Origin of the sequence: Stappia sp. MMSF_3263, assembly GCF_030733745.1 — a bacterium.
Lineage (GTDB): Bacteria > Pseudomonadota > Alphaproteobacteria > Rhizobiales > Stappiaceae > Stappia.
Map to the genome: position 1 here is coordinate 51,506 of NZ_JASHIK010000012.1, position 16,407 is coordinate 67,912.

Annotated in this window: 18 protein-coding genes and 1 riboswitch; of the genes, 13 read left to right on the plus strand and 5 right to left on the minus strand. The window is 66.7% G+C overall.

Annotation, left to right across the window (positions count from 1 at the left end):
• The 5 genes from RBB46_RS14160 (at position 1) to RBB46_RS14180 (ending at position 5,579) form a co-directional block, all read left to right on the plus strand.
• Positions 1 to 819 (plus strand): MBL fold metallo-hydrolase, encoded by an 819-nt coding sequence (locus RBB46_RS14160; protein WP_306029657.1) that lies wholly within the window; start codon positions 1 to 3, stop codon positions 817 to 819.
• Between the two features lie 130 nt (positions 820 to 949).
• Positions 950 to 2,302 (plus strand): adenylate/guanylate cyclase domain-containing protein, encoded by a 1,353-nt coding sequence (locus RBB46_RS14165; protein ID WP_306029658.1) that lies wholly within the window; start codon positions 950 to 952, stop codon positions 2,300 to 2,302.
• Between the two features lie 122 nt (positions 2,303 to 2,424).
• On the plus strand, positions 2,425 to 3,192 hold the full coding sequence (locus tag RBB46_RS14170) for an SDR family NAD(P)-dependent oxidoreductase (RefSeq protein ID WP_306029659.1): 768 nt from the start codon (positions 2,425 to 2,427) through the stop codon (positions 3,190 to 3,192).
• A 172-nt stretch (positions 3,193 to 3,364) separates the two neighbouring features.
• A complete protein-coding gene (locus RBB46_RS14175; protein WP_306029660.1) occupies positions 3,365 to 4,735 on the plus strand; it encodes a DUF418 domain-containing protein in 1,371 nt (456 codons plus the stop codon).
• 82 nt (positions 4,736 to 4,817) lie between these two features.
• A complete protein-coding gene (locus RBB46_RS14180; RefSeq protein ID WP_306029661.1) occupies positions 4,818 to 5,579 on the plus strand; it encodes a DUF1194 domain-containing protein in 762 nt (253 codons plus the stop codon).
• Here the strand turns inward: RBB46_RS14180 and RBB46_RS14185 are convergent.
• Entirely contained in the window at positions 5,546 to 6,046 is a 501-nt protein-coding gene (locus RBB46_RS14185) for a hypothetical protein (RefSeq protein WP_306029662.1), read from the minus strand. The genes RBB46_RS14180 and RBB46_RS14185 overlap by 34 nt on opposite strands.
• Before the next feature lie 291 nt (positions 6,047 to 6,337).
• On the opposite strand from RBB46_RS14185, the gene RBB46_RS14190 reads away from it, so the two are divergent.
• The 6 genes from RBB46_RS14190 to RBB46_RS14215 all read left to right on the plus strand — a co-directional run bounded on the left by RBB46_RS14190 (position 6,338) and on the right by RBB46_RS14215 (position 11,444).
• A complete protein-coding gene (locus RBB46_RS14190) occupies positions 6,338 to 7,504 on the plus strand; it encodes an ABC transporter substrate-binding protein (RefSeq protein ID WP_306029663.1) in 1,167 nt (388 codons plus the stop codon).
• Between the two features lie 94 nt (positions 7,505 to 7,598).
• Entirely contained in the window at positions 7,599 to 8,522 is a 924-nt protein-coding gene (locus RBB46_RS14195; protein WP_306029664.1) for a branched-chain amino acid ABC transporter permease, read from the plus strand.
• Positions 8,523 to 8,598: 76 nt separating this feature from the next.
• Positions 8,599 to 9,570 (plus strand): branched-chain amino acid ABC transporter permease, encoded by a 972-nt coding sequence (locus RBB46_RS14200; protein WP_306029665.1) that lies wholly within the window; start codon positions 8,599 to 8,601, stop codon positions 9,568 to 9,570.
• Positions 9,563 to 10,318, plus strand: coding sequence for an ABC transporter ATP-binding protein (locus RBB46_RS14205; protein WP_306029667.1), 756 nt, complete (start codon positions 9,563 to 9,565; stop codon positions 10,316 to 10,318). Before RBB46_RS14200 ends, RBB46_RS14205 begins: the two co-directional genes overlap by 8 nt.
• Positions 10,315 to 11,025, plus strand: a complete 711-nt coding sequence (locus RBB46_RS14210; protein WP_306029668.1) for an ABC transporter ATP-binding protein — start codon at positions 10,315 to 10,317, stop codon at positions 11,023 to 11,025. Before RBB46_RS14205 ends, RBB46_RS14210 begins: the two co-directional genes overlap by 4 nt.
• Before the next feature lie 41 nt (positions 11,026 to 11,066).
• Positions 11,067 to 11,444: a DUF1636 domain-containing protein gene (locus RBB46_RS14215; protein ID WP_306029669.1), complete on the plus strand. Its 378-nt coding sequence runs from the start codon at positions 11,067 to 11,069 to the stop codon at positions 11,442 to 11,444.
• 13 nt (positions 11,445 to 11,457) lie between these two features.
• Here RBB46_RS14215 and RBB46_RS14220 read toward each other — a convergent pair whose 3' ends face one another.
• From RBB46_RS14220 to RBB46_RS14230, 3 genes are all read right to left on the minus strand, one after another.
• Positions 11,458 to 11,979 (minus strand): hypothetical protein, encoded by a 522-nt coding sequence (locus tag RBB46_RS14220; protein ID WP_306029670.1) that lies wholly within the window; start codon positions 11,977 to 11,979, stop codon positions 11,458 to 11,460.
• 98 nt (positions 11,980 to 12,077) lie between these two features.
• Positions 12,078 to 12,779, minus strand: a complete 702-nt coding sequence (locus RBB46_RS14225) for a CbtA family protein (protein WP_306029671.1) — start codon at positions 12,777 to 12,779, stop codon at positions 12,078 to 12,080.
• A 3-nt stretch (positions 12,780 to 12,782) separates the two neighbouring features.
• On the minus strand, positions 12,783 to 12,956 hold the full coding sequence (locus tag RBB46_RS14230) for a CbtB domain-containing protein (RefSeq protein WP_306029672.1): 174 nt from the start codon (positions 12,954 to 12,956) through the stop codon (positions 12,783 to 12,785).
• A 33-nt stretch (positions 12,957 to 12,989) separates the two neighbouring features.
• Positions 12,990 to 13,209: riboswitch (cobalamin riboswitch) on the minus strand.
• A gap of 200 nt (positions 13,210 to 13,409) precedes the next feature.
• Between RBB46_RS14230 and ilvD the strand changes: the two genes are divergently transcribed.
• Positions 13,410 to 15,254: a dihydroxy-acid dehydratase gene (gene ilvD / locus RBB46_RS14235; RefSeq protein WP_306029673.1), complete on the plus strand. Its 1,845-nt coding sequence runs from the start codon at positions 13,410 to 13,412 to the stop codon at positions 15,252 to 15,254.
• A gap of 186 nt (positions 15,255 to 15,440) precedes the next feature.
• Positions 15,441 to 15,587, plus strand: coding sequence for a hypothetical protein (locus RBB46_RS14240; protein ID WP_306029674.1), 147 nt, complete (start codon positions 15,441 to 15,443; stop codon positions 15,585 to 15,587).
• Between the two features lie 284 nt (positions 15,588 to 15,871).
• Here RBB46_RS14240 and RBB46_RS14245 read toward each other — a convergent pair whose 3' ends face one another.
• Complete coding sequence (locus RBB46_RS14245; RefSeq protein WP_306029675.1) at positions 15,872 to 16,345, minus strand: DUF1203 domain-containing protein; 474 nt, start codon at positions 16,343 to 16,345, stop codon at positions 15,872 to 15,874.
• Positions 16,346 to 16,407 lie beyond the last annotated feature (62 nt).

Consider the following 16,407-nt stretch of genomic DNA (forward strand, 5'->3'; position numbering starts at 1 on the left):
GTGACTTTCTCCCTGAAGCTTTGGGGCGTGCGTGGATCGACCCCGACACCGGGCCCCTCGACATTGCGCTACGGCGGCGAAACCACGTCCTTCGAGCTACGCGCCGGCGACGACATCGTGCTGATCGATTGCGGGTCGGGAGCCCGCAGCCTCGGCAGCGAATTGCATGGCCGCCCGCCGCGCGCCGTCGACATGTTCTTCACCCACACCCATCTCGACCACATCTGCGGCCTACCCTTCTTCACCCCGGCCTATGACGACCGCTTCGCCATCAAGGCCTGGGCCGGGCACCTCACCGACAGCTACGGCCTGATGGACATCATCTGCCGGATCATGTCGCCGCCGATCTTTCCGGTCGCCGCCAACAACCTGCGCGCCGTCTCCTTCGCCAACTTCCGCCCCGGCGGCCCACTTCAGCGCGACGGCGAGATCGCGATCAGCACGGTCGCCCTCAATCATCCGGGCGGCGCCACCGGCTATCGGCTGGAGCATGGGGGCAAGTCGATCTGCATCATCACCGACCACGAGCATGGCGATCCGGAAATCGACCGGGCGGTGCGCCGCTTCGTCGAGGGCGCCGACGTGATGATCTACGATGCGATGTTCACCGACGAGGAATATCCGCGTTTCACGGGCTGGGGCCATTCCACGTGGCAAAAGGGCGTGGAACTGGCGCTTGAGGCCGGGGTCGCCCGTCCGGTGCTGTTCCACCACGATCCGCGTCGCGACGACGACGCGCTCGACGCGATCGCCGAGCAGGCCGCCGCCCGACATCCCGGCGCACTGGTCGGCCGCGAGGGGATGGTGCTGACGCCCTGAGGAGAGGCTTCCCTGTCACGGCGCGGTGAGATGAAGGTCCGCTGCCCTCGCCAAGTCGTGACTTGCCGCTCCGCCGGACCTGCCGTGTGTTGATGACCTGCCGGCCGGACGGCGGAGGGAGATGCGGGCGATGACAGTGGAACGCGAACCTGCGGGCGATCCGGGGCTGCCTGCTGGCGCCGCCGCAGGCGTTCCCTTGCGGGTACGCGCCGAGATCGCCGCGCGCGAGACGCAGGCCGAACGGCTGATCGGCTGGGTGCAGCTCGCCATGGTGCTGTTCTTCGCCGCCCTCTACTTGCTGGCCCCGCGTGCCGAGGGGGCGGACGGGTTCAACTTCGTGCCGCTGGCGCTGGCCGCATATTTCCTCTTCACCGTGCTGCGTGTCGCGCTGTCCTACCGGTTCGAATTGCCGGTCTGGTACCTCGTCGTCTCCATCGTCGTCGACGTGACGCTGCTGTGCGGGCTGATCTTCTCCTTCCACATCCAGTACGCGCAGCCCGCGACCTTCTACCTGAAGGCGCCGACGCTGATGTACCTGTTCCTGTTCATCGCGCTTCGGGCTCTGCGCTTCGATCCGCGCTTCGTCCTGATCACGGGTACCCTCGGCGCGCTCGGCTGGATCGCGCTGGTCGCCTATGCGGTGACGCGCGACATGGGCGAGATGTACATCACCCGGAACTATGTCGAGTATCTCACCTCCAACGCGATCCTGATCGGCGCGGAGCTCGACAAGATCATCGTCATCATCGGTGTGACGCTCTGTCTTTCGGCGGCGCTGTACAGGGGGCGGCGGATGCTCCTCGATTCCGTGCGCGACCACGCCGCGGCCGAGGACCTGCGCCGCTTCTTCGCACCGGAAGTCGCCCATTCCATCACCGATGCCGACGAGACACTGGTCGCCGGTCGCGGCAGCCTGCGCGAGGCGGCCGTGATGGTGGTCGACATTCGCGGCTTCACCCGCATCGCGGAAACGCTGCCGCCGGCAACGGTGTTGGCCGTGCTCGCCCGTTACCAGGAAGCGGTGCTGGGCGTGATCGCCCGCCATGGCGGGCAGGTCGACAAGTTCCTCGGCGACGGGGTGCTTGCGACATTCGGCGCGGTCTCGTCAAGCGACACGGCGGCGGCCGACGCGTTGCGGGCGGGTCTGGAGTTTCCAGGGGTTTTCGCAGCTCTTGGCCCCGACCTTGCCGCACTCGGCTGGCCGGAGGACCTGCGTGCGGGCGCGGCCGTCTCGTTCGGGCCGGTAACCGCCGGCGTTGTCGGGGCGGCCGGGCGGCTGGAATTCACCGTGATCGGCGATGCGGTCAACCGCGCGGCGAAGCTGGAAGACGCCAACAAGACGCAAGGGTCCACCGTCCTGACCGATGCCGCGACCCTTGCGGCCGCAACCCTGCAGGGTTTTGACGGCGGCGCGCCGTTGCTGCGTCCCGGGCAGGCGGTTGCCGGCCTTGCCGCGCCGGTCGATCTCGTCGTGCTTGCGTGATCGGGCACGCCGGGCGCGCGGTCATGCATGCTTGACCAAATCCGTCCTTCCTGCCACCTCTTGCCACCATCCAATTCTGCCAGGCGGTGCAATGTCGCCGGCGACACAACCGGGGAGTGAACATGAAGCTTGGGGAAGGTCTTTCCGCCGTCGTTACCGGCGGGGCATCCGGACTTGGCGCTGCAACGGCGCGCCGTCTTGCATCGGCCGGGGTCAAGGTCACGCTGTTCGACATGAACGTGGAGCAGGGCGAGGCGGTCGCCGCGGAGATCGGCGGAGCTTTCGTTGCCGTCGACGTGACCAGCAATGACAGTGTCGAAAAGGGCTTTGCCGCGGCACGCGCGCATTTCGGCGTGGAGCGCATCCTTGTCAATTGCGCCGGCATCGCGCCGGTCGCCAAGACCACCTCGCGCGGCGAGCCGCACCCGATGGACATGTTCGAGAAGGTGATCGCGGTCAATCTCGTCGGCACCTTCCGTTGCATCGCGCATGCCTCGACCGCCATGTCGGCGCTGGAGCCGGTCACGGCGGACGGCGAGCGCGGCGTGATCGTGTCCACAGCCTCGGTCGCCGCCTTTGACGGCCAGATCGGCCAGGTCGCCTATGCCGCCTCCAAGGGGGGCGTTGCCGCCTCGACCCTGCCGATCGCCCGCGACCTGTCGAAATCCGGCATTCGCGTGATGACGATCGCGCCGGGCCTGTTCGAGACGCCGATGCTGCTCGGCCTGTCGCAGGAGGTGCAGGATTCGCTCGGCCAGCAGGTGCCGTTCCCCTCGCGCCTCGGCAAGCCGGAAGAATATGCCAGCCTCGTCGCCTCGATCTGCGAGAATCCGATGCTCAATGGCGAGACGATCCGCCTCGACGGTTCGATCCGCATGGCACCGCGCTGATGCGCGGGTGCCCGGACAAGATGCCGCGCTGATGCGCGGGTGCCCGACAGGTCCCGATTTGGCTGAAGGTGGCCGGGCCGCGCGCGCCCCGGCCACTGTCATTCGTGACGCTTGTGCGACTCGATGTTCGGTCGTAAAGGTGAGTCCGATACTCCCTTTCCGGAAAACCAAAGTGGACCAAACTATCCGTCCGGCCAGTGCCGACAGGGTTGCCAGCGCGCCCGGGTCGGACCGTCTGGTCGTGCTCGATGCGCTTCGCGGTTTCGCGGCGCTCGGCATTCTCTGGCGCAACATCTTCGTCTTCGGCCTGCCGACGGTGGCGTTCTCGCTGCCGGAGGAATGGGGCGAGAACGTCGTGTCCAATGTTGCCACCTGGCTCTACGTCGTCATTTTCGTCGATGGCACGATGCGCGGCATGTTCTCGCTGATCTTCGGCGCGACGGCGTTGCTGCTGCTTGATCGCTACGCACGCCGACCTGGCGGGCTGCTTGCCGCGGACCTTTATTTCCGCCGCCTGATGTGGCTGGTCGTCTTTGGTCTCGTGCATGGCTACGTGCTGCTCTGGCCGCATGACGTCCTTTATGTCTACGGCATACTGGGCATGTTTCTCTTCGCCTTCCGCAACATGTCGGGACGGCGGCTGCTCCTGATCGGCCTTGCCATCTTCGCCGTGTCCTCGCTCAAGGACGGCACGGGCTGGTCGCTCGACCAGATCTCCAACGATGCCTTCGATGCCAGCCAGACGGAAAGCCTTGAAGGTAGCGGCGGCGCGCAACCCGGTGGCGATGCGTTGCCCGCGGATCCCGCGCCGATCGCTGCAGGGCCCGCCGAGGTTGAGACGAGCGAGACCGAAGACGAGGTCGCGATGTTCGAGGAGCTGGAGCGGCTGGCTCTTGCCGAAATGGACGAACGGCTTGCGGGTTATACCGACCTGGTGCGCACGCTGGCGCTGGAGACTTTCCAGGAACAGACGACCCTGTTCTTCACCGATCATGTGCTCGACGTCGGCGCGATGATGTTCTTCGGCATGGCGCTGTTTCGCCTCGGTGCCTTTTCCGGGCGCTGGACGAGCGGGCAATACGCGGTGATGGCCGTCATCGGTCTTGCGGGCGGACTGGTTCTCGGCTTTCTCATCCACGGGGCAACCGCCGTGCCGGGCTATTCCGAATGGTCGATCGGCTCGGCCGATGCCTATCTCTACAATCTGCGGCGGCTGCTCCTGTGCCTGGGCCTGATCGGGCTCGCCAACCTGCTGGCGCGCGGCCGGGTCTCACGGACGCTGTTGATGCCGTTCACGGCGGTGGGGCGGATACCGCTCACCACCTATGTCGGTCAGACGGTGATCTGTGTTGCCCTGTTCTACGGGGTGGGCCTTGGTCTGTTCGGCACGCTGGAGCACCACCAGTTGCTGGGCATCGCCTTCGCCATCAACCTCGCCCAGGTGGTGTTCGCCTTCATCTGGCTGAAGCTGGTCGGACAGGGCCCGCTCGAGGCGCTGCTGCGCAGGCTTGTCGGCATCGGGATCGAGACCGGCAGGCATTGACGGGCGGGTTTCAGGCCGCGCGTTCTCGATGCACTGACCGGCCACCATTGTCCTGCGCGCTGGATGCCATACACTCCCAAGGATGGACACAAGGGCCACGACCTCCTCGCGCTCCGTCGCCGCGGCAATTGCGGCACTGTCGCTCGCGCCGCTCGCGGCACCTGCGGCAAATGCCTGCCCGCTGGCGCTGGTGCTTGCCATCGACGTCTCCTCCAGCGTCGACGACAGCGAATACGAACTGCAGCGTCGCGGCCTTGCGGAGGCCTTTCGCGATCCGCAGGTTGCCGCCGCGATCCGGGCCACCGGCGGCCTGCTGGCCAGCGCCTTCGAGTGGAGCGGACGCGAGCAGCAGGTCGTGCAGGCGGACTGGACCTGGCTTGAAACGCCCGAGGAAATCACCCGTTTCGCCGACAGGCTCGAGGGCACCCCGCGCAGTCATCATCGCTACCCGACGGCGCTCGGCTATGCGCTGGGCTATGCCGCGATCCATCACGGCCGCGCTCCGCGCGATTGTGCCCGCCGCGTTGTCGACATGGCGGGCGATGGCATCAACAACGAGGGGTTTCCGCCCGAGAGCGCCTACCGCGCCTTCGACTATTCGGCGATCACCGTCAACGGGCTTGCCATTGCCGGCGACGATCCCGATCCGGTGCGCTACTACGGCGACCGCGTCATTCGCGGGCCAGGCGCCTTTGTCGAGGTGGCGCGCGGTTTCGGGGACTATGCAAGGGCGATGAAGCGCAAGCTGCTGCGGGAAATCGACGGTCCCCCGCTTGCCTTCGCGCCGGGTGAAGGACCGGCGCCGGAGTTTCAGCGGCAGTCGCGCCTCGATGAGGCGCCGTAACGCCCGCCATGGCCCGATCCGGTGACCGCACCGCCGGAACGGCAGCGCTCTCGCAATGTCGATGGCAACGGGGCTCCGGCCATGCAGGCGGCAAAGCCCCTGTCGAAGGCGGCCTGCCAGCGGGCTGGGTCGACCCGGTCTATGCCGTCAAGAGCCGCAAGTCCGCCGCCAAGGCGCGCACCGCGTTCGGCTCCGCCCGCACTCCAGCCGGTGCCGCGCCGGTCGCGGCCGCCCAGCCCGCCGATCACGGCGCCCTCGATCGCCGCCGCAGCGACTTCGTCGCCGTCGGGTCCGCGCGGCGTGACTTCGTCCGCATGCCGCGCCGCCACCCGGGCGCAGGCCTCCTCGGCAGGCGCCGGCTCGGGGCCCGAATCCGCACCGGCGGGGCCGGCCGCCGGAGTCGCGAAGGCGAGGGCCGCGAGGACAAGGGTCGCGGCTCTCAGGCCGCGGGGGAAAGCCTTTCGCATCCTGCCAGTCTCCCGTTTCCGCGCGCTCCTCGCCCGGCACCGCACCGTCGATGCGAGCGCGTGCCAGAAAACGCCATTGAACCTATTCGGTTTCCGCTTTCCGCATGCTTAACTTGGGCGAGGCTGCATGACGGGGCTTCACAGAGGAAATATTTTAGGCTTAAACTATTTCCTGGCCGCCGGGAGAGCGGGGCAGCGCCGCACGGCGCTGCGACAACGACAAGTCAAACTATCCAGATGCGCGTGCCGGGCGACAAGACCGGGCGCGGGCGGTCCTGAGGGGAGAATGCAATGAAGCGTATGGTAACGGCGGCACTGGCCGCGGCGGCTTTCGGCCTTTCCGGCATGGCCGCGCAGGCGGACAGCCTGAAGATCGGTTTCCTCGCCACCTTGTCCGGTCCGCCGGCATCGCTTGGCGTCCACATGCGCGACGGTTTCCTGCTTGGCGTCAAGCAGGCCGGCGGCAAGCTCGGCGGTCTCGACACCGAGGTGCTGGTCGTCGATGACGAGCTGAAGCCGGATGTCGCCCTGACCAAGGTGCGCGGCCTGCTGGAGCGCGACCAGGTCGACATGATGGCCGGCATCGTCTTCTCCAACGTGATGATGGCGGCCTACAAGCCGATCATCGACAGCGAGACGATCTTCGTCGGCGGCAATGCCGGTCCCTCGCCGATCGCCGGCAAGGCCTGCTCGCCCTACTTCTTCACCACGTCCTACCAGAATGACCAGAACCACGAGGCGATGGGCAAATACGCCGAGGACGCCGGCTACAAGCGCATGATCATCATGGCGCCGAACTACCAGGCCGGCAAGGACTCGCTCGCCGGCTTCAAGCGTCACTTCAAGGGCGAGGTCGTGGACGAGATCTACACCAAGCTCGGCCAGCTCGACTTTTCCTCGGAGCTGACCAAGATCGCCGCCGCCAAGCCGGATGCCGTGTTCGTCTTCATGCCCGGCGGCATGGGCGTGAACCTGGTCAAGCAGTACGCCCAGGCCGGCCTGTCCGGCAGCGTGCCGTTCCTGTCCGCCTTCACCGTCGACGAGACGACCCTGCCGGCGACCCAGGACACGGCCCTTGGCCTTCTGTCGGGTGCACAGTGGGCGCCGAACATCGACAACGAGGCCAACAAGGCCTTCGTCGCAGCCTTCGAGGCGGAATACGGCTATGCCCCGTCGATCTACGCCTCGCAGGGCTACGACGCGGCACGTCTCATCGACGGCGCGCTGACGCAGGCCGGCGGCAAGGCCGACAAGGCCAAGCTGATGGCCGCCCTCAAGGACGCGCCCTTCGACAGCGTGCGCGGCGACTTCAAGTTCAACACCAATCACTTCCCGATCCAGGACGTGTATGTGGTGAAGGCGGTGAAGCGCGCCGACGGCAAGTATGTCACCGAAACGGTCGAGAAGGTCTTCGACGACAAGGTCGACGCCTATGTCGGCGAGTGCTCGATGAACTGATGCTGCCCGCCCGCCGGCACCCGCAAAGGGGCCGGCGGGTTTCGCCCGATCACGCCCCCATCGCAAAGCTTGCGCAACCGACGAGGCCGGTCCGTTGAGCGCCACCCTTTTTGCCGTCCAGACGCTGAACGGCCTGCAACTCGGCATCCTGCTGTTCCTGATCGCCGCCGGCCTGACGCTGGTCTTCGGCGTCATGGATTTCATCAACCTGGCGCATGGCGTCCAGTACATGCTCGGCGCCTATCTGGCGGTCGCCGCCTATGCCGTGACCGGCACCTTCTGGGGTGCCCTCGTGCTCGGCCTTGCCGGCGCGCTCGTCATAGGCCTGCTGCTGGAGGTGCTGGTCTTCCGACACCTTTACGACCGGGACCATCTCGACCAGGTGCTCGCCACTTTCGGCATCATCCTGTTCCTCAACGAGGCGGTGAAGGCGATCTGGGGTTCGACGCCGCTGACCCTGCCGATGCCCGAGGTGCTCGACGGCTCGTTCGAGCTGATGGACGGGCTGCTCTATCCCGTCTACCGCATCGCGCTGATCGTCGCCGGCCTTGCCGTTGCCGTGCTGCTCTACGTACTGGTCAGCAAGACAAGGGTCGGCATGCTGGTGCGGGCAGGGGCCACCAACGCGCCCATGGTGGCGGCACTCGGCGTCGACATTCGCCGCCTGTTCATGCTGGTCTTCGGTTTCGGTGCGATGCTCGCCGGTTTCGCCGGCATTCTCGCCGCGCCGATCCTGGTGGTCGAGCCGGGCATGGGCGACAACCTGCTGATCCTTGCGTTCGTCGTCATCGTCATCGGCGGCATCGGGTCGATCCGCGGCGCCTTCCTGGCGGCCCTCATCGTCGGCCTTGTCGACACGCTGGGACGCGGCTTCGCGACGGACATCGCCAAGCTTGCCCTTTCGCCCTCGGCGGCCAATGACGTGGGACCGGCCATCGCCTCGATGCTGATCTACGTGCTGATGGCCGCTGTCTTGTTCTTCCGCCCCTCGGGGCTGTTCCCGGCGCGTGGCGGGTGAGGCGGCAATGACAACGATCCCCCCGAAAACTCCTCCCCAGACGTCCCCGCAGGCGCCCGTTGAGGCCCCGGCCGGGATGGCGACGGCTCCCGTGGCGGCCTCGCGGCGCTGGACGCGCGAGACGCTGATCGCGCTCACGGCCTTTGCGCTCTTCGCCCTGCTGCCGGTTCTGGCCGCCGGTCTCGAAGACACGTTCATGGTGTTCTTCGCCATCCGCGTCATGGTCTTCGCCATTGCCGCCGTCAGCCTGTCGCTGATCCTCGGCTTCGGCGCGCTGGTCAGCTTCGGCCATGCCGCCTATCTTGGCCTTGGCGCCTATTCGGTCGCGATCCTGGCCGAGCACGGCTACTGGGACGTGACGATATCGCTGCCGGTGACGTTGCTCGTCTGCGGCCTTTTCGCCGCGGTCACCGGCGCGATCTGCCTGAAGACGCGCGGCGTCTACTTCATCATGATCACGCTGGCCTTCGGCCAGATGGCCTACTACACGGCGACGTCGCTGTCCGCCTATGGCGGCGATGACGGGCTGACCATGTGGGGCCGCACGGAAATCCTCGGCTCCGGCATGCTCTCCGATCGCACCACCTTCTACTACGTGGTGCTCGGTGTGCTGATCTTCTGCTATGTCCTTGCCCGCATGATCGTCGCCTCGCGCTTCGGCCGGGTGCTGCAGGGCGCCAAGCAGAGCGAGATGCGGCTGCGCGCCATCGGCATCGATCCCTACTGGTACCGGCTTGTCGCCTATGTGATTGCCGGCATGATGGCGGGCCTTGCCGGGGCGCTGCTCGCCAACGCCGCCGAGTTCGTCTCGCCGGCCTACATGACCTGGCACCGCTCGGGCGAACTCATCGTCATGGTCGTGCTCGGCGGTCTCGGCTCGCTCGCCGGCTCGATCATCGGCGCGGCCAGTTTCCTCGTGCTCGAGGAGCTGCTGTCCCATGTCACAGAGCATTGGCGGCTGATCTTCGGACCCTTCCTCGTCCTCGTCGTGCTGTTCGGCAAGGGCGGGCTGATGGCGCTGATCCCGGGAGGCCGCAAGAATGACTGAGCCGATCCTCCAGCTCGACGACCTGACCAAGGCCTATGGCGCCCTCAAGGTGACCGATCACGTCTCGATCGACGTGCTGCCCGGCGAGATCCACGCCGTGATCGGTCCGAACGGCGCAGGCAAGACGACCCTGATCGGGCAGATATCCGGCGCCTTGCGGCCCGATGGCGGGCATGTGCGCTTCGACGGGCGCGATGTCACGGCTTTGCCGATGCATGCCCGTGCCCGTGCGGGTCTTGCCCGCTCCTTCCAGATCACGGAGATCCTGCCGGCCTTCACGGCGCGGGAAAACGTCGCCCTGGCCCTGCAGGCCCGGGCCGGCCATTCGTTCCGCTTCCTGCGCAATGTCTCCCGCGACCGCGATCTCAACGAGCGGGCCGGCCAGTGCCTTGCCGAACTCGGCCTGGCGGAGCGCGCCGACATTCCGGCCGGCATCCTCTCGCATGGCGAAAAGCGGGCTCTGGAGCTTGCCATCGCCATTGCCTGCAAGCCCAAACTGCTGCTGCTCGACGAGCCGATGGCCGGCACGGGGCGGGAGGAGACCGACCGGCTGGTGGAGGTGCTGCAGGCGATGAAGGGACGCTACGCCATGCTGCTCGTCGAGCACGACATGAGCGCCGTCTTCGCGCTCGCCGACCGCATTTCCGTGCTGGTCTATGGCCAGATCGTCGCCACCGGCACGCCGGAGGAGATCCGCTCCAGCGCGCGGGTGCGCGAGGCCTATCTGGGCGAGGAGGCCGCGGCATGAGTGCATTGCTCGAGATCGAGGGGCTGGAAGCCTCCTATGGCGCGGCCCAGGTCCTGTTCGGCATGACGCTTTCCGTCGGCGCCGGCGAGGTCGTCACGCTGATGGGTCGCAACGGCATGGGCAAGACCACCACCATCCGCACGCTGATGGGAATGATGGCGGCTTCCGCCGGCCGTATCCGCTTCGATGGCGAGGACATGACCGGCATGCCCGCCTACCGGATCGCCCAGGCGGGCATCGGCCTGGTGCCGGAGGGGCGCCAGATCTTTCCGACGCTCTCCGTGGAGGAGAATCTCGTCGCCACCTCGGCCAACCGTCGTGCCGCCACGCCCGGCTGGTCGCTGGAGCGCGTCTACGGGTTCTTCCCGCGCTTGAGGGAACGGCGGGGCAACATGGGCAACCAGCTTTCCGGCGGCGAGCAGCAGATGCTGGCCATCGGCCGGGCGCTGATGACCAATCCCAAGCTTGTCATCCTCGACGAGGCGACCGAAGGGCTCGCCCCGCTCATCCGCGCCGAGATATGGGCCTGTCTCGACCGCCTGAAAGGCGAGGGGCAGGCGATCCTGGTCGTCGACAAGAATGTCGACGCGCTGGAGGCACTTGCCGACCATCACGTCGTGGTGGAAAAGGGGCAGGTCGCCTGGACGGGCACCAGCGCCGAGCTGAAGGCCGACGCATCGATCCGGGAGCGCTATCTGAGCGTTTGAGGCCGGTTCGCGGCCGGACGGCGCGAGACCGGGGAGAAGCCATGCGGGAAAGCGCCAGCGAGCGGATGCGGATCGTGGTCTGCGCGACCTGCGCTCCCGACAAGGGCGGCGAGGGGGGCGAGACGTTTCTTCGCACCCTGCGCGAGGCCATTGACCGGGACGGGCTGGGCGATGCCGTCGACCTTGCTTCAGCCGACTGCATGGGCGCCTGCGCCGAGCCGGTCTCGCTCGCCCTGCAGGGCGAGGGGCGGGCCAGCTACCTGTTTTCCGGTGTTTCGCCCATGGAGGATGTCGCCGACATCCTCGCCACCTGCCGGGAATATCTCGCCGCGCCCGGTGGCTGGATTGTCGATGCGCGCCCCTGTGGACGGCTGCGCCTGTGCCTGAAGGGCCGGATCCCGGCCTTGCCGCGCGACTGACGGCAGCGTCCGCCTATTCGACCGTCACTGTTTGTGCCGCCCGCAAAGGCGTGTCGTCGATGGCGAGGGCGCGGTGGTCGTTGGCGTTCAGGCTCACCTCGATGGTGTTCTCGCCGGACGGCAATGCGGCAATGTGGAACCATTCGCTGTAGTGGCGGGCAACCTTCTCACCGTTGACATAGACATGGGCATGGCCCTCGCCGGCGACATGGGCGCCGCTGGCATGTTCGGGCGCGAAGCGGAAATTGCGCGTCCCGATCCGCAGGTTCCAGCCCGACATGGGGTCCGGCATCACCGCGATATCGAGGGCGGGTGCATCCGGTCCGGCGGCCAGGGACAACATCTCGTCGTGGCCGTGCATGCCGTGCCCTCCCGGCATTGCCGCATGCGCTCCGCCTTGCGGGGCTCCGCCGTGATGCGCGGGATCCGAGTGGTCGTGGCCGTCGATGGCGACATTGCTCGTCGCGGCGACGGTGAAGCCGATCCCGGCGCCGAAAAACAGGCCGAGAAGGAGCATGGGGATGGAGCGGTCCATGGCTGCCGTTCAGATGAAGGTCAGTGGGAAGACCGGGCACCGCACGCGGTGAGATGCCCGGTCGCCGGATCGGTTGCACCCGGGTCAGGCCGTCCGTCTCAGGCCGTCCGGGGCACGCTTTCCGTTGCCGTCTGGCTCGACCAGAAATGGCCGGCGAAACAGCCGACCAGGGCCCAGGCGGCCATGCCGACGCCAAACGCGCGCGCGGCGAAGAGCGCGCCGAGCTCGGTCGGAACCGGTCCGGTGAAGACCTCCGGTTCGGGAGCTCCGATCACATGCGGCGCGAGCAGCAGCACCGCGGCGATGCCATAGGACGCCCAGTTCCGCACGAAGGCAATCAGCCACAGGGCGACGCCGGTGGCGGCGACGGTGGAGAACCACCAGACCTGCCGCGCATAAACGTCGGCCGCCGCCACGCCTGGAACTTCCGGCGCCAGTGTGAAGCCGGGCGCGAGATGGACGGCGATGAAGCCGGCGATGCCCCATATGATCCCGGTGCGGGCCGAGATCACGGCACCGCGCGCCTCGGCAAGCGACATCAGCGCGACGAGCATCAAGGCGTAACCGCAATAGACCAGCATGGTGAAGAAGATGCTGAGCCCGTCGCGGACCACGTCGATGCCGCCAAGGTTCTGGATGGCCGAAACCGTGGACTCAGTCCCGAAATGCACCAGGTCGCCGCCCTCGTAGAGTTCGGCATGGAGCAGCACGGGCTGGACGAAATAAAGCTGTAGCAGGGCCGCGATAAGCCCCGCCGCAGCGCCAGCGAACAGGGCGCTGGTCAGGATGCGTGTGAACATGGCTCAGTGGCAGGGGAAGCCGGTGGCGTGACGCACGTCATGCGCCGCGTCATGCAAGGCTCCGGCCTGCACATGGCCCGCGACGAAGATGACGGCAAAGCCGAGCACCAGGGCAATGAGCGCCGGGATCGCCTGAGTCGATACGGACTTGGCCGCAACCTGTGTTCCAGTCGTCATGTGATTCACTCCTTGGCCGTCTCTCCCGACGGTTGGTTGAAGAGTCTTGATGGCAGGTCTCCTGACTTGCGGGTCGTCGCGATCCTGACACCTTCCCGGGCCAGCATGGCCCAGTGGATATCGTCGAGGATGCTCTCCGCCTACAGTTGCGGGGGCAGTCACGGACTCGGCGCCTGTTGGCTACACCTTACCGTGTTCCCTTTTCATCCAGCCTGCCGCCGGCACGGCTGGAACCATCGCCACAGACCGTCTACCCTTGAGGTGCGCCTGTCAAGGACGGCGAAACGTCGGCGACCCCGGGGGAAGGCTGGACGCGGCGCCCGGGCCTGCCTGGCGACGGTCGCCGGGATGCGGCGGCACAGGCCCTCATGCTAAGCAATTTCCTTGCGTCGGCGCGTGCGATCCCGTACCCCATGCTCCGGATAATTGTCATACGAACTGATCGAGGCGAGCATGCCGACTTACCGCTCCAGAACCACCACCCACGGACGCAACATGGCGGGCGCGCGCGGCCTTTGGCGCGCCACCGGCATGAAGGACGGCGATTTCGGCAAGCCGATCATCGCGGTGGTGAATTCCTTCACCCAGTTCGTGCCGGGCCATGTGCACCTGAAGGACCTTGGCCAGCTGGTCGCCCGCGAGATCGAGGCGGCCGGCGGCGTTGCCAAAGAGTTCAACACCATCGCGGTGGACGACGGCATCGCCATGGGCCATGACGGCATGCTCTATTCGCTGCCGTCCCGCGAGATCATCGCCGACAGCGTCGAGTACATGGTCAACGCCCATTGCGCCGACGCCATGGTCTGCATCTCCAACTGCGACAAGATCACGCCCGGAATGCTGATGGCCGCCATGCGTCTCAACATTCCGGCGGTGTTCGTCTCCGGCGGGCCGATGGAGGCCGGCAAGGTCAAGCTCGCCGACGGCACCGAGCGCGCCCTCGACCTCGTCGACGCCATGGTCGCGGCCGCCGACGACAAGATGTCGGAGGAGGACGTTGCGACGATCGAGCGTTCCGCCTGCCCGACCTGCGGCTCCTGCTCGGGCATGTTCACCGCCAACTCGATGAACTGCCTGACCGAGGCGCTCGGCCTGTCGCTGCCGGGCAACGGCTCGACGCTCGCCACCCATGCCGACCGCAAGCGCCTCTTCATCGAGGCCGGCCACCTGATCGTCGATGTCGCCCGCCGCCACTACGAGCAGGACGATGCAAGCGTGCTGCCGCGCGCCATCGCCAACCGCGCCGCGTTCCACAACGCGATGGCGCTCGACATCGCCATGGGTGGCTCGACCAATACCGTGCTGCACCTGCTGGCCGCCGCGCGCGAGGGCGAGATCGACTTCACCATGGCCGACATCGACAAGCTGTCGCGCAAGGTCCCGGTGCTCTGCAAGGTCGCTCCCTCGGTGCCGGACGTGCACATGGAAGATGTCCACCGCGCCGGCGGCATCATGGGCATCCTGGGCGAGCTCGACCGCGCCGGGCTTATCGATAGCAGCCTGCCGATGGTGCACTCGCCGAGCATGGCCGATGCGCTGGACCGCTGGGACATCAAGCGCACGACCAGTGCGAGCGTCCACGATTTCTATCGCGCCGGTCCTGCCGGCATCCCGACGCAGACGGCGTTTTCCCAGGATTGCCGCTATGACAGCGTCGATGACGACCGCGAGAACGGCGTTATCCGGACGAAGGAGAAGGCCTTCTCCCAGGATGGCGGTCTTGCAGTCCTTTATGGCAACATCGCGCGCGACGGCTGCATCGTGAAGACCGCGGGCGTCGACGAATCGATCCTGAAATTCACCGGCCGTGTGCGCATCTTCGAAAGCCAGGACAGCGCCGTCAGCGCCATCCTGACCGGCAAGGTCGTCGCCGGCGACGTGGTGCTGATCCGCTACGAGGGACCGCGCGGCGGGCCGGGCATGCAGGAAATGCTCTATCCGACCAGCTACCTGAAGTCGAAGGGCCTCGGCAAGGCCTGCGCGCTGGTCACGGACGGCCGATTCTCCGGCGGTACTTCGGGTCTCTCGATCGGCCATGTCTCGCCGGAAGCGGCGGAAGGCGGCGAGATCGGCCTTGCCCAGGAAGGCGATATGCTCGAGATCGACATCCCCGGCCGTACCATCCATCTCGCCGTCTCCGACGAGGAGATGGCGGCGCGCCGCGCCGCGATGGAAGCGAAGGGCGAGGGCGCCTGGAAGCCGCTGGAAAAGCGCACCCGCAAGATCACGACGGCGCTCAAGGCGTATGCGCTGCTGACCACGTCGGCAGCCGAAGGAGCGGTGCGCCGCGTCGACTGACCGCCGGACGGGCTTTGCAAATGCATTCGGGCGGCCATTGGCCGCCCGTTTTCTTTGGCGCTGTGCCTGGTTCCCTCCGAAGCTCGCAAACCTTGCGACGTTCGATGGTGCCGTCGCCTTTGCCTTTCGCGGGGAACGGCACTACGGTCGCCGGCCCGTGCATATGCCTATCGAAAGGAATTCAAGGTGAAGCGAAACGGTCTTTACGCGATTATCGCTGTCCTGGCCGTCGTGGCCGGCGTGCTGGGCTACAAGGTCTACCAGGACCAGCAGCGCAGCACCGGCATAGATATCCGGATCGGCGAGCAAGGAGTTTCCGTCGAGACGAACTAGGGTCAGGACCCATTAAGTTGGCGGATATGGTCGGAGCGAATTTGTGCGGAGGCAAGGAGCAAGGCCGAAGGAAGGCTGAAGCCTTTCAAGGGTTTGCGACGCTGACGCCCGTGCAAATTTGCCCGATCCGAAGGACGTTCGATCTGACGGCGATCTGCCGCGTCAAAACTCTCGACCGGGGCCCGACCCCGCTCTTCGAGCCTTTCCTAGCATCTCTTGTCATATCAAACGCCATCTTCTTCAATTTAATGGGTCCTGACCCTAGGGCTTGTCCGCGTGAACGTTCACTCGCGCTCGATACGGCCCTGGTAGCAATTGTTGCGGGCCGAACGCAGGTGCACGTAGGCGATGTCCTCGCGCTTCAGCAACTCGCCGGCGCGCGCCTCGATCTCCGGCGTCTCGACCACGCCGCCGGTGCCGTAGACGATCCGTTCGTCATGGCCGTAGCCACGCACGATCAGGCTGTCCATGTCGGCGAACATGTCCGGCAGCTGCGCGCTTTCCGGGTGCCGCTCGCACGGATCGGCACACAGGAAGATCGGGCCGATCTCGGCATAGGGCTGGGCCTGCGGAAACGGACGGTGGGCGAGGATGAGGAAGGGCATGCCTTCCGGTATCTGCCGCAGGCAGTGCCGGCAGGGAACCCCGCTGCCGCCGGAAATCTTCCGCTCCGGCGTCTGGCCGTTGGCGTCGAGCCCGCCCGCCTGGTAGTGGCGCACGGTGTCGGTGTCGAGGGCAAGGAAGCGAAGCCCGGTCATGGTCTGTCTCCGTCTGGTGATCACTGCACCAGACGGATAACCCTGGCCAGGGCACGCGGACG

What these genes read in the sequence shown, in the direction of transcription:
- RBB46_RS14165 (WP_306029658.1), top strand. Translation starts at nt 950, where the DNA reads ATGACAGTGGAACGCGAACCTGCGGGCGATCCGGGGCTGCCTGCTGGC.
- RBB46_RS14170 (WP_306029659.1), top strand. Translation starts at nt 2,425, where the DNA reads ATGAAGCTTGGGGAAGGTCTTTCCGCCGTCGTTACCGGCGGGGCATCC.
- RBB46_RS14180 (WP_306029661.1), top strand. Translation starts at nt 4,818, where the DNA reads ATGGACACAAGGGCCACGACCTCCTCGCGCTCCGTCGCCGCGGCAATT.
- RBB46_RS14185 (WP_306029662.1), bottom strand. Translation starts at nt 6,046, where the DNA reads ATGCGAAAGGCTTTCCCCCGCGGCCTGAGAGCCGCGACCCTTGTCCTC.
- RBB46_RS14190 (WP_306029663.1), top strand. Translation starts at nt 6,338, where the DNA reads ATGAAGCGTATGGTAACGGCGGCACTGGCCGCGGCGGCTTTCGGCCTT.
- RBB46_RS14200 (WP_306029665.1), top strand. Translation starts at nt 8,599, where the DNA reads ATGGCGACGGCTCCCGTGGCGGCCTCGCGGCGCTGGACGCGCGAGACG.
- RBB46_RS14205 (WP_306029667.1), top strand. Translation starts at nt 9,563, where the DNA reads ATGACTGAGCCGATCCTCCAGCTCGACGACCTGACCAAGGCCTATGGC.
- RBB46_RS14210 (WP_306029668.1), top strand. Translation starts at nt 10,315, where the DNA reads ATGAGTGCATTGCTCGAGATCGAGGGGCTGGAAGCCTCCTATGGCGCG.
- RBB46_RS14215 (WP_306029669.1), top strand. Translation starts at nt 11,067, where the DNA reads ATGCGGGAAAGCGCCAGCGAGCGGATGCGGATCGTGGTCTGCGCGACC.
- RBB46_RS14220 (WP_306029670.1), bottom strand. Translation starts at nt 11,979, where the DNA reads ATGGACCGCTCCATCCCCATGCTCCTTCTCGGCCTGTTTTTCGGCGCC.
- RBB46_RS14225 (WP_306029671.1), bottom strand. Translation starts at nt 12,779, where the DNA reads ATGTTCACACGCATCCTGACCAGCGCCCTGTTCGCTGGCGCTGCGGCG.
- RBB46_RS14230 (WP_306029672.1), bottom strand. Translation starts at nt 12,956, where the DNA reads ATGACGACTGGAACACAGGTTGCGGCCAAGTCCGTATCGACTCAGGCG.
- ilvD (WP_306029673.1), top strand. Translation starts at nt 13,410, where the DNA reads ATGCCGACTTACCGCTCCAGAACCACCACCCACGGACGCAACATGGCG.
- RBB46_RS14245 (WP_306029675.1), bottom strand. Translation starts at nt 16,345, where the DNA reads ATGACCGGGCTTCGCTTCCTTGCCCTCGACACCGACACCGTGCGCCAC.